The 14,672-nt window shown below is 42.2% G+C and carries 14 protein-coding genes; 6 read left to right on the forward strand and 8 right to left on the reverse strand.

Annotated elements, in window-relative coordinates:
- Nucleotides 1–340: 340 nt before the first annotated feature.
- The gene (locus tag O9290_RS10740) at nt 341–541 is read left to right on the forward strand and encodes a hypothetical protein (protein ID WP_002735656.1); all 201 of its coding nucleotides are present in this window, start codon (nt 341–343) and stop codon (nt 539–541) included.
- 96 nt (nt 542–637) lie between these two features.
- Here O9290_RS10740 and O9290_RS10745 read toward each other — a convergent pair whose 3' ends face one another.
- On the reverse strand, nt 638–1,459 hold the full coding sequence (locus tag O9290_RS10745; protein ID WP_288055108.1) for a sulfotransferase family protein: 822 nt from the start codon (nt 1,457–1,459) through the stop codon (nt 638–640).
- 90 nt (nt 1,460–1,549) lie between these two features.
- On the opposite strand from O9290_RS10745, the gene O9290_RS10750 reads away from it, so the two are divergent.
- Nucleotides 1,550–2,491, forward strand: a complete 942-nt coding sequence (locus O9290_RS10750; RefSeq protein ID WP_288027639.1) for a hypothetical protein — start codon at nt 1,550–1,552, stop codon at nt 2,489–2,491.
- A gap of 478 nt (nt 2,492–2,969) precedes the next feature.
- Nucleotides 2,970–3,746, forward strand: coding sequence for a DUF5131 family protein (locus tag O9290_RS10755; RefSeq protein ID WP_069475081.1), 777 nt, complete (start codon nt 2,970–2,972; stop codon nt 3,744–3,746).
- Here O9290_RS10755 and O9290_RS10760 read toward each other — a convergent pair.
- The 6 genes from O9290_RS10760 to phaA all read right to left on the reverse strand — a co-directional run bounded on the left by O9290_RS10760 (nt 3,736) and on the right by phaA (nt 10,998).
- Nucleotides 3,736–4,869 carry a three-Cys-motif partner protein TcmP gene (locus O9290_RS10760; RefSeq protein ID WP_288055110.1) on the reverse strand — a complete coding sequence of 378 codons (1,134 nt, stop codon included), beginning with the start codon at nt 4,867–4,869 and terminating at the stop codon, nt 3,736–3,738. The genes O9290_RS10755 and O9290_RS10760 overlap by 11 nt on opposite strands.
- Before the next feature lie 185 nt (nt 4,870–5,054).
- Complete coding sequence (gene chlP, locus O9290_RS10765) at nt 5,055–6,272, reverse strand: geranylgeranyl reductase (protein WP_288055112.1); 1,218 nt, start codon at nt 6,270–6,272, stop codon at nt 5,055–5,057.
- 224 nt (nt 6,273–6,496) lie between these two features.
- Nucleotides 6,497–7,591 carry a class III poly(R)-hydroxyalkanoic acid synthase subunit PhaC gene (locus tag O9290_RS10770; RefSeq protein WP_288055114.1) on the reverse strand — a complete coding sequence of 365 codons (1,095 nt, stop codon included), beginning with the start codon at nt 7,589–7,591 and terminating at the stop codon, nt 6,497–6,499.
- A 184-nt stretch (nt 7,592–7,775) separates the two neighbouring features.
- Nucleotides 7,776–8,771 carry a class III poly(R)-hydroxyalkanoic acid synthase subunit PhaE gene (phaE, locus tag O9290_RS10775; protein ID WP_288056807.1) on the reverse strand — a complete coding sequence of 332 codons (996 nt, stop codon included), beginning with the start codon at nt 8,769–8,771 and terminating at the stop codon, nt 7,776–7,778.
- Between the two features lie 307 nt (nt 8,772–9,078).
- Nucleotides 9,079–9,795 carry an acetoacetyl-CoA reductase PhaB gene (gene phaB / locus O9290_RS10780; RefSeq protein ID WP_147068803.1) on the reverse strand — a complete coding sequence of 239 codons (717 nt, stop codon included), beginning with the start codon at nt 9,793–9,795 and terminating at the stop codon, nt 9,079–9,081.
- A 12-nt stretch (nt 9,796–9,807) separates the two neighbouring features.
- Nucleotides 9,808–10,998: an acetyl-CoA acetyltransferase PhaA gene (gene phaA / locus O9290_RS10785; RefSeq protein WP_159251534.1), complete on the reverse strand. Its 1,191-nt coding sequence runs from the start codon at nt 10,996–10,998 to the stop codon at nt 9,808–9,810.
- Between the two features lie 219 nt (nt 10,999–11,217).
- On the opposite strand from phaA, the gene O9290_RS10790 reads away from it, so the two are divergent.
- Together O9290_RS10790 and O9290_RS10795 are read left to right on the forward strand one after the other, a co-directional pair.
- Nucleotides 11,218–12,351: an FAD-dependent oxidoreductase gene (locus O9290_RS10790; protein ID WP_288056804.1), complete on the forward strand. Its 1,134-nt coding sequence runs from the start codon at nt 11,218–11,220 to the stop codon at nt 12,349–12,351.
- A 537-nt stretch (nt 12,352–12,888) separates the two neighbouring features.
- Nucleotides 12,889–13,248, forward strand: coding sequence for a hypothetical protein (locus O9290_RS10795; protein ID WP_002763370.1), 360 nt, complete (start codon nt 12,889–12,891; stop codon nt 13,246–13,248).
- A gap of 49 nt (nt 13,249–13,297) precedes the next feature.
- On the opposite strand, the gene O9290_RS10800 is transcribed toward O9290_RS10795, so the two are convergent.
- Nucleotides 13,298–13,462, reverse strand: coding sequence for a hypothetical protein (locus O9290_RS10800; RefSeq protein ID WP_002763369.1), 165 nt, complete (start codon nt 13,460–13,462; stop codon nt 13,298–13,300).
- Between the two features lie 295 nt (nt 13,463–13,757).
- Here O9290_RS10800 and psbQ point away from each other — a divergent pair, with 295 nt between their 5' ends.
- Nucleotides 13,758–14,198, forward strand: coding sequence for a photosystem II protein PsbQ (gene psbQ, locus O9290_RS10805; RefSeq protein ID WP_002737745.1), 441 nt, complete (start codon nt 13,758–13,760; stop codon nt 14,196–14,198).
- Nucleotides 14,199–14,672: the final 474 nt, after the last annotated feature.

The following is a 14,672-nucleotide window of genomic DNA, read 5'->3' on the forward strand; positions in this document are numbered from 1 at the left end:
GTAGTCAGTTACCTAATTTTCAGGGAAAAAGTACCTGAATTTTACCCCCGATCCCTCCAATGGTCGGCACTTTTTGAGGGAAAAAAAGTCTAAAAGCCTTATCCAACAAGGTTTTTAGATTTATTCAGCAAGCCCTAATTATAGTCACTTCAATTAAGATTGAATCGTATCAGACTTATCTGAAATGACTATCCCTTTTGAAGGACTAATCTTCTGCATAAGAAGAGTCCAGGCGAAAAAAAACCAAAAAGTAGCGGAATGTATAGCGCGCCACTACATCTCAGAAAAAACCCCTTACAATAGAGACAAAAGTGATCGGAGATCAATGGGGGTGAACGTCATGTTAGTGATTTTAACCGACGAACACATTCTCGATACGGGTTCTGTCTGTCAGGGCTGTCTTTTAGCCAACCAGCAGGGACAACCCCGGTGGCGAGAGGGTAAACTAGGCTGTGGTCACTCCTTGGGTAAAGGAGGAAGCCAACAGCCCAATCTCTACGAGTGTCAGATGGGCTTTACAATTGCTAATATTGAAGGCTAATCAGACCTTTTAAATGCTCAACTTAGAGTTGAGTTAGGGGGATTTTCTTGGGACTCGGAGGAGAGAATCAAGGCTATTACTAATCCCCAATTCAGCTTAGATACAATGACAATAATGACTGAGGGTTTCGTAGCATCGATCGTAGGCTTTTTGGGCTTGGGTTAAAACAGCGTCGGAAATTTCTATATCTAATTTTCTGGCTTGTTTAATAATTTTACCCGCTTTGATATTCTCGGAAGAATCTCCTATACCGCGGCTGCCAGTGGTTTTTAAAACTCGATATTCTTCAGAAAATCCCGTTTTCGTATCGAGATGACTCTGTAAACTATTAAAAACCAACTGACTTTGGTTTAATACCTGATCGTGGGTGATAAATAAACTCTTTTCTTTGCTGTTAATTAATTGAGCATAACTTTCTAAGGTGGCTAAACGACCGGTATAATAGCCTAGCGCGTGCTGCTCGTTTTGATGGGGTTTAAGATCTAGAATACTAGCTAAAGTGCGCTGCGGTTCTCGTAGTAAAAATATGGTCTTAACCGGATCAGATTGCAAAAAACTATGATCTAAAAACTTCTGATCATGAAGAACTTTATCTAAAATATATTTATGATTCATGTTTAAATCTTTCAACCGCCAGTAAAGTTGAAACATTAAAGTTTTAAAATCCTGTTCACTCTCGTAAACCAGATGAGTTTCGCCAAAACCGATAATTTCAGGATTAGAATTGAGGATATGGGTCAATAAAGACGAACCCGATCGCATATGGCTAAGAATAAATAAAACCTGATAGGGTTGGGGACGAAAGAGAATTTTATAGGGGTCTTTGGGTGTATCAATGCGTACCTGAAAATACTTATAAGTTAAACGATGGGTTAAACCCTGCCAAGATTGGGGTAAGCGATCGAGGGCTATAGTCATAGGTTAATAAGGAATTGTGTCAACTTGTCGCGAAGATTCCCCTATAATGTATCCCATTTAAGACCCAAACAAAAGTGAGGTTTATACAAAATGGGATTGCCAAGTTGTTCGCTCTGGTTTTTTACGGCGCGAACCGATGTCTGGTTTATGATGAACACTATTCCCCATCTAGTCAAAATGAGTCAGTTTCCCTTCGAGGAAAAGGTACTCGCTATTGACACGGCCCCTTTAAGCGGGGAAAAGGTTAATCGCCCCGGACTGGGTACAATGGAGGAGTTAAGAGCCTGTGGTGAAAAATTAGTTAAAGATGGCATAATCGATCGCCTAGTGGATTTTAACTACGATCCCAGCTATCGTCAGCGCATCTATCAAAAGCATTTCGGCAGTCCCCTCCGTTCCACCCATAACTACAAAGGTTATCCGATTTTCGGCTCGATCTTCAAAATCGAGTCCTGTCGCAGCGATTATATGGTCCATTATGACAGTGACATGATGCTCTACCAAGAACCGGATTACAGTTGGATCTGCGAAGGGATCGAGTTAATGGAAACCCATCCAGAAATGATGTTTGTGCGTCCTTTGTCCGGTCCACCGCGGCCCGATGGTACGATTTATTCTCAGCATCCCTGCACGAAAAATCCCGATGGATTCTATCAATTTAAATTTTTTGGTAGTCGTGCCTATCTACTTAATTGTCGTCGCTACGATCGCCTTTTACCGATCACCCCCCTCTGGCGCTCTTATAAAAATACCTTTCTCGATCATTTACCCGATGGTTTAAAAGCTTGGGGGAATATTTTGACTGGCAAAGGAAAACTCGACTCTTGGGAAATTATGGTTTCTCGCTCCCTAGAACAAAGCAACTACTATCGCGCCACTCTCACCAATGCCAAGGGTTGGACTCTGCACCCCAACGAGCGCTCTGCCGCTTTTAGGCAAGCTTGGCCGACTATTATCGAAAAAATCGAAGCGGGTATTTACCCACCGACCCAAGCTGGTTACTATGACCTGATCCCGGAATTATGGTATTAAAAGAGCGTTAGTTCTCTAGATTTGAGGTGAGGTGGTACTTAGGGTCTGCTGAAAAAGTTTTTCCCGGTGGCAGGGTGTGGGGTGTGGGGTTTTACTCATTTTCAGGTGGTCAATTACCTAATTTTCAGGGAAAAAGTCCAGGAATTTTACCCCCGATCACTCCAATGCTAGGCACTTTTTGAGGTCAAAAAAGCCTAAAAACCTTATCCAACAAGCTTTTTAGATTTATTCAGCAAGCCCTACTTAGGGCTTGCTGGTGAAGCGATCGCCGCTTAGATTTCATAGCACCGGCTGTAAGCGCCTGTTGTTTTCGTTAAACGATGTAATATTTTGTGTACACCGCAACTCATTGACGATTGCGTAATGTAGAAAGTGAGTGCGGCGACAATTGTACTTGTCAAACAATGATATAGTACAAGTAAATTGCTAATTATCGGCAGGTAGCGTCTGTCATAGATATAGATTGTGGAGTTAAAATATGTCTAGTATAAACACTGGTATTGAGTGGACTGATAAAACGTGGAATCCAACAACCGGGTGCGATAAAATTAGCACCGGCTGTCTGCATTGTTATGCCGAAGCTATTACACAGCGTTTTCCCAAAAACTTTCCCAATGGATTCAGCTTAACTTTGCATCCAGAAAGATTGGAAGAACCCTTACGTTGGCGCACTCCCAGTCGAGTTTTTGTCAACTCAATGAGTGACCTTTTTCATGATGATGTGCCTCTCGACTTTATCAGACAAGTTTTCTCAGTTATTCATTTAACACCTTGGCATATATATCAGATTCTAACAAAGCGACAAAGCCGTTTAGGTGATTTAGCGTCTAAATTAGATTTTCCAGAAAACATTTGGCTAGGTGTATCTGTCGAGAACCAAAACCACATAGATCGGATTGAATATCTTCGGACAGTTCCTGTTTCAGTGCGTTTCATTTCATGTGAGCCACTTTTAGGACCCCTAGAACTTAATTTAACTGGCATTGATTGGGTTATTGTCGGCGGAGAATCCGGGCAAAAACATCGCCAGATGAAACTTGACTGGGCAAGGGATATCCGCAATCAATGTCAAAATTCAGGGGTAGCATTTTTTTTCAAACAAGTTGGGGGAAGGACACCGAAAGCAGGGGGTAGATTACTTGATGATAAAATCTGGGACGAGATGCCTAATGCCTGGAATCAGCATATCCAAACATGGGGAAGTGTCCCACTTAAATCAGCGAGGCGTTCAGAAAAATTAGAGCTTATTGCTTAACTGGAAATGTAACCTTTAAATCATCCGCAAACGTTCCTTTTCGCCGTTTTTTGTCCTCGGGTGAATGTACTGTGACTTTTCCTTGAGATTCAAGATTGCTAAGGGCAGTTTTGTAATTCTTTTTAATGTACGGTTTTCCCGGATGATGCTGGTCGTAAATCTCTGCCATCGTCATAGTTTTACCTGAAAAATTGTCCAACAACATAGATTCCAGTTGATCAAGAGGACTGGTTAGCTCAAAGAGTAATGGTTGTTGAAGAGTTGCAGGATTATACTCAAAAGATGGTACGCCCTGCGTCTGTTCAGAACTCTCTTTAGCCATTATCTCTTTCATAATTTCATAGCCTTTAGGATGCTTGCTTACAAAAATTAGGTGATGGCTAGTACGATTTCCCATTTCATGTCTGAAACGAAATGGAAGAACATATTTACCCCCCATTTCTTTCAAGGCTTCACAGATATATTCTACAACGGTTAACTCACGCTCTTGTGGAGTAAGTGTAAGTGTTTTCAATCGTTTGCGGAGTTGATCTGCTCCTACTTGTCCGAATAGCGCATTTATGTGTTCTTTGACTGCATCATTATTTAAACCCATGTTGATGCGATTGTAATTGAAGAAGAAGATGCAATCACAACCCCAATCTTTGACGACCGAATTAACAAGTTGAAGAGATAGCCCCTTGTAACCCCAAGGATCAACAAAAAGTAAAGTGGGAACTAATTTCATGCTTTGGAAGGTTTTAACTATGTCCTCTCCAACCTCATATTTTGATATTTGAGGGCGGTATTTTAAATTTTCTATGCCCGGAATTGAATCTATAGCTTGTTGAAGAGAATTAACATTTTCGACATCGGCATCGTTAAAGATCGATACCAGCATATTTCGCATATCTGGATCGGCGATGGCAGTTTCTAGAACCTTTACTGGGGTTGATTTTGAGCCATCTTTATATCGTCCGGCACCAGCAAAAAGGTCAACATAAGCGATTTTCTGGTTTGAAGACGATCCCTTCTTAACTTTTGAAATTATAACTTTTGCCCAAGCCCAGAAATATTTCTCAACAATCCTAGCTTTGATCAAGGACTGTTCTTTTTGCTCATTGAAGAAGGAATTTTTAGTCATAAGCTATATCAATAGTTACGATGCCGAAGGCGCTAGTTAGCAGCAAGTCGCTCTCGTCGGATGCGTTAATCAAATGTAACATACCTTATTTTTGTTTCAATTAGAGAAGACAGGAGATGAAACAACCCAAAAGAAAACCCAACCACCGCGATGGGGAGATTGGGTTTTCTGGTTATGAATTGATTTTAAGGAGCTAAAGCGTTACCGCGCAGGAGAGAACCGATAGTTTTAGCGGTAATCTTCATCTGTACGAGAGGATTAGCGGGAACAACGGTTTTATAGAGATAACTGTCAAAAGTCATCTTCTGTACATCCTTATCGGAACACATTTCCACAAAAGCTTCCCGGGTGGCATCGGTACGGTAGAAAACCCGTTGCAGGATATCTAATACCAGATAGGTCATACCGTATTTCTTGTCCCAACGCTTGAGGTAGAGTTTTAATTCATCTTCGCTGGGAATACGTTGGCCGCCGTTAGTGACTTCGACAATGGTTTCGGCACACATCCGCGCCGATTTAGCGGCGAAATAGATGCCTTCTCCCGAAGACTTGGTAACTGTTCCCGCAGCATCGCCTACGAGGGCCACGCGACCGACTACACGGCGAGGACGGGGATGTTCGGGGATGGGGTGAGCCTCCACGCGGATGATTTCGCCTCCTTCCAGACGACGGGCTGCGCGAGCGCGAATACCAGCTTGTAGGTCTTTAATCATGGCTTTATTGACCTTCATTGTGCCAGTACCGACGGCGACGTGATCGTATTTGGGGAATACCCAAGCGTAGAAGTCGGGGGATACGTCTTTTCCTACATACATTTCGGCCAAGTCTTCGTAGTAGGCCATTTTATCTTGGGGAAGACGGATGCGTTCTTGGAAAGCGATCGCATAGTTGTAATCCCCGGCATCAATAGCTTTAGCAATGCGGGAATTAGCACCGTCGGCACCGATAACCACGTCCACCTTCAGAGATTTCATTTCCCCTTGGGAATTGCCGTGGGAGTGATCGGCGTAGTGTAGGGTATAGGGATCGGTGCTATTGGTGGGAATGTCGAGACCGTAAACGGTTCCGTTGATTAAATGCGCTCCTAATTTATGGGCGCGTTCTCTCATAAAACCGTCGAGGACTTCCCGACGACACATTCCGATATATTCCTCTTGATTATCGAGATTAATATCGACTTCGACGTTAGAGGGGGAGATCATTTTCATTTTTCTCACCCGGCGATCGATAATTTCAGGAGGTAGGTCAAATTCGCTCACCATACAGAGAGGAATCGCTCCACCACAGGGTTTAGCATTATCTAATTTGCGTTCAAATAAATAGGTTTCAATGCCTGCTCTAGCTAATGTTTCTGCCGCCGAAGAACCGGCCGGCCCTGAACCCACAACAGCGACTCTTAACACTCAGGTTTTCTCCTACATACTTACGAGCGAGTACGCTTTGCAGTGTACCACAGGGGTTTAGCCGAAAGGAACGATATCCTCCGATTCTGCCCGATCTTGCAACAGTGCTTAACATCCTCTGTTACAAAAGTTTATTTTACTGCCCCTAGATGTTTTTTAATCGATGTGTTGTATTGTCTTACACCCCTCTCCCAAATTGGAAAAGGGGATAGGTGGGAAGATTGTTAAGCTCTTGCTTTCAACCAATCAGTAATAGCGGGGGGTAAATCCCGTTGCACTTTGCCACTGACATACATTCCGATATGTCCGACCGGGAAAGCACAAGCGGTATAGTCAGAAGTACCGATATAATTCCCTAAAGCGAGGGAAGAAGCGGGAGGGACAAGGTGATCTTTATCCGCATAAAGATTGAGAATTGGCATGGTCAGATTGTGTAAATCTACCCGTTTATCTCCTAAGATCACTTCCCCTTTAATCAGTTTATTTTGCTGATAGAAATCCTTGAGAAACTGTCGATAGGATTCTCCCGCTTGGTCGGGACTATCAAAAATCCATTTTTCCATACGCAGAAAATTAACTAATTTTGATTCGTCTTCCATGATGTCAGGAAAATCAAGGTATTTCTGATAACCTAACTGTAAAGGTTTCAATTCCAGAAACTCTAAGTTGAGAAAATCTCCCGGAATATTGCCCATAGCATCTACCATTAAATCGATGTCTAATGCTTCGGCTCCCAAGGAACATCCCCCGCGCATATTTAAGAGGGTCTCGGTTTGATAAAAGTCCACCGGTGTCACCATTGTCACCAGATTTTTTACCTTATCGGGATAGAGGGAACTATAGCATAAACTAAAGGTTCCTCCCTGACAGATTCCTAACAGATTAATCTTGTCGAGATGATGACTTTGACGAATAAAATCGACGCAATTATTGACATAACCATTGATATAATCATCAAGGGTTAACCAGCGCTCGCTTCTGGTGGGATAGCCCCAATCAATTAAGTAGATATCTAAGCCTAATTTCAGCAGATTGGCCACTAAAGAACGCCCTTCCTGTAAATCTACCATGTAGGGACGATTGACCAAAGCATAAACCATCAGCAAGGGGATCTCGAAGGGTTTTTCGACCACGGGTTTAAAGTGGTAGAGAATGATTTTATCTTCCCGATAAACTGCTTCTTTTTCCGAGACTCCACACTGAATATCTTCTTCTTTAACTCGTTTGAGATTGTCTAAACCTTTGAGATTTTTCTGAGTTAATTCTAGATAATCTTGGGTAAAATCTTCCAGTTTCACTTGCGTCAAAAATGGCCACATAATTTAATTCTCCTAGGGAAGTGGGGAAGTGGGGAAGTGGGGAAGTGGGGAAGTGGGGAAGTGGGGGAATTTCAACTAAAACCCCTAAAACCCCAACACCCTATCACCCTATCACCCTATCTCCTGAATCCTGAATCCTGACTCCTGACTCCTGATAGCTTACCTGATTGTCAAGCACAATTAACTAATTGTTACTTTCTACTGCTTTTTTTTCTCCTAAAGTTTTTTTGAGACTTTTTACCTCTTTGCGTAATTCATAGATAGTCCGATGAATTTCATCGACTTCGCTGCGGGTAGGCAGATTCATTGATCGCAGGTAAATTTCCATTAAATCCTGCTGTTTGAGGCGATAATCATTGAGGGAATTAATAAATTTTCCCCGTACTTTTAGGTTTTCTGGTTGACAAAAAGCCTTTTCAAAAATATCATCGGCGACTACACTCCACACATCTTGAAATTCTCGCCAATTCTTGACAGGTTGACCTTTTTGTGCTAGGAAAACTAATTTTTTAGTTAAAGCTTCAAAGGATTTAACTTGAATATCAGCCAGCACAATTTGATAGTTAATACTAGCTTGATAAAGAACGCGCCAAGTTTCAAAACTATCGAGTAATTTGCGGTTAAATTCTCGGGGCAATCCCAATAAAGGCATCTGTAACCATTGGCCAAAAGTTTCATCATAAAACTTCTGCCAGTAGATATTATTGAGTTCGATCAAAGAAGAAGTGTTACCTAACCAAGCTTTGGTTATTGTGTCATTTGACAGGACGAAAGGATCGAACCATAAATGATTGATACTTTGCAATTGTTGCAGGTAAATTGTCCATAGTTGACTGACATCTTGACTACTTTGGGAAGTGGTGGTAGTAAAACTATTCAGTTGACCGCGCATCTGTTGGGTATAATTATTTAAAATTGTTTGCCAGTCTTCTCCTGTTTGCATTTTTGGGAAGATACTTTCCCAAGCTTCCATCGATAATTTTAGGAATTTGATCAATAAATCCCGATTATCAAAATAGCGCTGGGTTGCCTCTTGCAATTCTGGTTTAATATTGCCCATGGCAGGGGGTATCGCCCCCATCATATCAAACCAACTTGACCACATTTTTGCCCCAGTTTCTGTCCAAAGATTGACGTAATCGGCGGCCATCTCACTCCAAGCTTGTGTCGGTTTATCCATTATTTTTGCCCTTTTCCTTTAACTCTAATTTCTCTAGTTTACTAACCCACCCTACACCCGATAACTGATAAGTAGTCGTGTAAAATTAATTTCCTAGTCGAGACTCCGAGACAGAAGACAGATAACTGATAACTTACCCACTGATAACTGATTAAGCACAATTATTTGTAGGATGGGTTAGCGGTAGCGTAACATAATCGGGCGTTGGGTTTCATGCTTCAACCCAACCTACGTTCATCTTATATTTAATTCCATCCACCTACTTAACTTACCCACTGATAACTGATAACTGATAACTGATAACTGATTAGGTGTGATGGGCCCCATTAACTCTGAGGACTTCTCCAGAGACATAACTGCTGGCAACAGGAGAGAGTAAATAAGCAGTTGCCCAGGCGATATCTGCGGGTTCACCGAAGCGACGACAGGGAATTTCGGCGGTGATTTTATCGCGAACTTTATCGGGAATCGCTAAAGTCATTTCCGTGTTAATAAACCCCGGTGCGATCGCATTGGCGCGAATATTATAACGGGCAGCTTCTCGCGCTAGGGATTTGACTAAACCGATAACTGCCGCTTTTGTGGCCGCGTAATTAGTTTGGCCGGCATTACCGCGATCACCGGAAATAGAACTAATACAAACGATCGATCCCGCTTGTCGTTCATACATTCCCTCAATAAACGGTTTAATCGTGTGATTAACCCCTTTTAGGTTGACATTAATCACTAAATCCCAATCTAGCGGCGTTAATTTAGGGAAAAAGTTATCTCTGGTAATCCCCGCGTTAGCGACGATGCCGTAAACCGGTCCCAATTCCGCTTCAATTTGTTGAGCTGCCGCTTCCATAGATTCCAACTTAGTCACGTCGGCGACAATGCCTAAACCCTGGGGATTATCCGTGGCTAAATCCGTGTAAGCCACCTTAGCCCCCAAATCTATCAAAAGAGAGACAATAGCCGCCCCAATGCCTCGATTTCCGCCCGTAACGACGATAACTTTTTCCTCTAGTCCCAGAGATACCATAGCTTTTTCCTCCTAAACTCTTTCAATTGCGATCGCTGTTCCGCCACCGGTCCCATGACAGATGGCCCCCATACCGAGGGTTTTATCCTGTACTTTCAACGCGTTAATTAACGTCACCAGAATCCGCGCGCCGGAAGCGCCGATAGGATGACCCAAGGCGATCGCACCACCGTGAACGTTTTGTTTTTCCCTCGCTAACCCCAGATCCATCTCAAAAAGCAGATTATTTAAGGCAAAAGCTTCGTTATTTTCCACTAAATCGAAATCTTCGATCGTTTTATCTAGGGATGCCAGTAATTTTTTCACCGCGAGGACGGGGAACTCTGGGAAGCGATCGGTTTTTCCAGCACCCACAGCACCGCCAAGGATTTTGGCAATTGGTTTTAAACCGTACTGATCCACAGCTTTTTGACTGGCTAAAAGGATAGCGGCAGCCCCATCGGAAATCTGACTACTATTCCCCGCAGTTAAAACTCCCGACGGATTAAAAGCCGGCCGCAGTTTTCCTAACCCTTCTGGGGTACTATCGGAACGAATACCCTCATCTTGAGCAATAATTGTGGAACCTTTCTTAGATTTAAGCTCAATTGGCACGATTTCACCATTAAACCAGCCTTTTTCTGTGGCTGTGGCCGCTCTTTGGTGGGATAAAGCGGCAATTTCATCTAATGCTTGCCGAGAAACCCCGCGATCGAGACAGAGGCGATCGACTTGGGAACCCATGCCCTCAGTCGTGGTAGCATCGGTTAGGCCATCGTGGAGTAATAAATCCGTTAATTGTTCTGGCGCACCCATGAGGAATTTATAACCCCACCGGGCCCGATGGGAGAGAAAAAAGCCAGTTTGGGACATGGATTCGATGCCACCGGCGAGGATGAGATCCGCTTCTCCAGCGCGAATTGAGGTAGCGGCGTTACTAACGGCAATCATTCCCGAAGAACAAACCATATCCACCCGATATCCGTCCACGCTTACGGGAATTCCTGCTTTAATCGCCGCTTGTCGGGGAATTAACTGACCATGACCCGATCCCAAAACATTGCCGAAAATGTACAAATCTAGGGCTTCTGGGGGCAAATTAGCGATTTCTAGGGCAGATTTCATCACTGTTGCCCCTAAATCGGCCGGGGATAATCCCATCAATCCCCCACCAAAACGACCAATTGGAGTCCGGACTGCGGCCACGATATAAACTTCTTGCATAGACTTCTCTCTATTGGGAAGCGAAGATAATAGATAGAATTTGCTTAAGAATATCGAGTCCGAAAAGATCAAAATCCCAATTGACTGTCATTGGTTAAAAGTTCCTGGCCCCGATGTCTTGAGTTTTTGTCTATCTACCCTCGATTTTGCAACAGAATTTCTGTGTAAGAAGATATATTCATTAGAATTTAACTTTTCTGGCAGCAATCCCGTTTTTTTATGGATTTAGTCAAGCGCTTGGTTTTTATCGGTGGTGGTCATAGTCATGCGATCGCCCTTCGTCTTTGGGGGCAATCACCCCTAAAAAACGTTCAATTAACTTTAATTAGCGATGTCACCCATACCCCCTATTCGGGAATGTTACCCGGCCACATCGCCGGTTTTTATGATTTTGCTGAGACTCATATCGATTTACCTTCTCTAGCTAGGTATTCTCAAGCGCAATTCTGTTTAGACAAGGCTAATTCCATAGATACGGAAAAATGTCAAGTAATTTGTAATAATTCTTTACAGATTCCCTTTGATTATCTCTCGATCGATATCGGCAGCATCCCGGCAGTAGATAATGTTATCGGCGCTCAAGAGTACGCTATTCCCGCCAAACCGGTGCCGATTTTTCGGGAAGGATGGCAAGAAATCCTGAAAAAAGCGGTTACTAACCCCAATAATCCTCTCAATATCGTCATTGTTGGTGGTGGCGCGGGCGGGGTCGAATTAGCTTTAAATATGCAGTCCCGTTTGGCCAAAATTCTCAACTCTAGCAGTAATTTGAATTTATCTCTAATTCATCGAGGAAAAAAACTACTACCAGCCCATAATAATTGGGTCGGCCAACGTTTAGAGAATATTTTTAAACAAAGGGGAATTAGATTATATTTATCAACGGATGTGACGGCAGTGCAAGCAGATCGGATTATCTGTTCATCGGGTTTAGTTTTACCCATGGATTATACAATTTGGGTAACGACTGCCTCGGCCCCTAGTTGGATAAAAGCGTCAGGATTACTGACAGATGAAAAAGGGTTTATTTTAGTGAATAATTATCTGCAATCTCTTTCCCATCCCCATATTTTTGCCGTGGGAGATATTGCCACGATTCCAGATTATCCCCGTCCGAAAGCAGGAGTTTTTGCCGTCCGACAAGGAAAACCACTGTTCGATAATTTAGCAAGAATTCTGCAAAATCAGCCCCTAAAACCCTATTTTCCCCAGAAAAATTATCTGAGTTTAATTGGGACAGGAGACCAAAAAGCGATCGCATCTTGGGGCGGTTTCGCATGGCAATCACCGTTATTATGGTTATGGAAAGATCGGATCGATCGAGCTTTTATGAAACAGTTTGAACAGAAATGATGAGTTGCTTTGTCATCGGATTGAATGGCAGGTTAAGTCGGTTGGGAGGTGTGAGAAGCATGACTTAAAGTTGTTGTCTAAATGTCCAAATCGTGAGAAAAAGTTTAAGATTGCTGCTTTGTGGGAGTTTGAAGAATTTGAAGGCGCAGTTTGCGATCGCTGTTTTCTCTCTTTTGCTGAGATGAGAAACTGCAAACATCGAAAGAATCTTAAAAAATTTGGCTCTAAGGGAAAAATAAATAGCAATATAGCTCTAATATAAATTTAGAGCCAAGAGGATATTTATGTTTAATTTTAACATAGAAGACTATTTAACGGATACAAAATTAATTAGAATGTCGATTTCCTATGCAATGTATAGTAGGCTTAATGACGATCAATTTTGTAATTTTTTTGAACTAAGTATCAATTGTAAAAATCAAAATAAAATCAACCTTTTAGTTGAATATATTAAAAATATCTACTCTTTAAAACAACCTTATATACCAGATGAGTCATTTAAAATAAGGAAGTAAAGCGATAAATCAACAAAATGCTATGGTCATCAATCTCAATATCCCACCCTCCCAACCATCAGCTAATCTAAAGGTAAAAATACTGATAGAAACCCTTAAAAATGGTCAATATGCTGTATCTATCGCTGAATTGCCTCATTTTCGAGTCCAAGCACCCACCAAAGAAGAAGCCATTTCCCAACTACAAACAACCTTTATCGAACAAATTAGCCAAATTGAAACGATATCATGGACAACACCCCTAGATAACCCCTCACCCAATTGGCGAGAATTTGCAGGTATCTTTGAAAATGACGCAGATTTTCAAGAAATCATGGATACACTTCAAGCAGAACGTACTTTAGATGATGACAGTGAAGTAGATCCCTCATATTATCTGTAGAGGATAAAGATTTGTGTCTCAATATATTCTCGATACTGACCATATTTCCCTAATTCTTGGCAATCATCCCCAAGTTATTGCTAATGCGTCCCGTCATTCCATTTCCGTTACAATCATTACTGTTCAGGAACTTTTCAGTGGAAGGAACCACAGAGACACAGAGGACACAAAGATCGATCGCTACTATATAAGTTAAACTTAAGTAGGGAGGCACAATTATTTGTAGGATGGGTTAGCGGTAGCGTAACCCATGCGGGCGTTGGGTTTCATGCTTCAACCCAACCTACGTTTATCTTATATTTAATTCCACCCACCCACTTATTACACAAAGTCGAGAAGAGCCCTTTTTAAGTTTCTTCTCTTTTTGTTAATGAAAGATGTGACCAATGGATGCCCTAAAAGGGGCGAGGTTTTAAACCCAAAATTCTGATAAAGTAAAAATCGTCCCGATACCTTGACTGGTTAAGGGAGAGAACGTCAATAGCTTGTTAAATAGTACATATAAACCAATGCCACGTCTTCGCTCGATTATTTCCCTAGTTTTAGTCCTAGTTACTACCCTGCTGGTTAGTTGCAGTGGTCCCCAAGCAACTATCCCCACCGTTTACAGTCCCCAAAAAATCGAACAGTTACAGGTTTACATCCAACCCATAGAAGGATTTCGCCAAAAAATGAGCGTTTTGCAAGACCTCATCGCTGACAAAAATTGGGTAGATACTCGCACCTATATCCACGGTCCTTTGGGGCAATTGCGTCAGGAAATGGTAGGATTATCCCGTAATTTACTGCCCAAAGACCAAGAAAAAGCCAAGCAGTTAGCGAAAAATCTTTTCGTTCACTTTGAACGTATCGATGCGGCAGCCAAAGAAAAAGATGCTAGTCTTGCTGCTAATCAATTCCAAGAAGCATTAAAAGACTTCGATGCTTTCTTAAATATTGTTCCTAGTTAGTTTTTATCAGTGTTCAGTTATCAGTGATCAGTTATCAGTGATCAGTTATCAGCTTTTTTAAAAAATCTCTGGCTTTTTGCCTAGAGATTGTTGTCAGAGAGAAGCACACAAAAACTTTTTTTCTTATTTATAGCAGCAAATTTTAACCCCCCGCAAGGGCAAGGATGATATTAGTTAAACTGATCAAGCTTGCACTCAAATCATCAAACCCTGATGCTGAAAAACCTTCCAGAAAAAATTTTTCTTTTAGGGTAGGGGGTAGGGGTAAATTTTCCTTCAGGTTCGGGTTTATTGAGGAGTAGGGACAAGAAACAATGTCCTCAAAAACACAGTTAAGTACCTAAGCAAAATTAATTACACATCTAAGCTCTCAGCCGTCAGCCTTTTGCTGATGTGAGTAAACAGTGAACTGAAAACTCAAATCCGATCCCTGATAGCTGTCTCGGAGTCTCGGAGTCTCGGAGTCTCGGAGTC

It is taken from the genome of Microcystis sp. LE19-41.2A (assembly GCF_027530405.1).
Lineage (GTDB): Bacteria > Cyanobacteriota > Cyanobacteriia > Cyanobacteriales > Microcystaceae > Microcystis > Microcystis aeruginosa.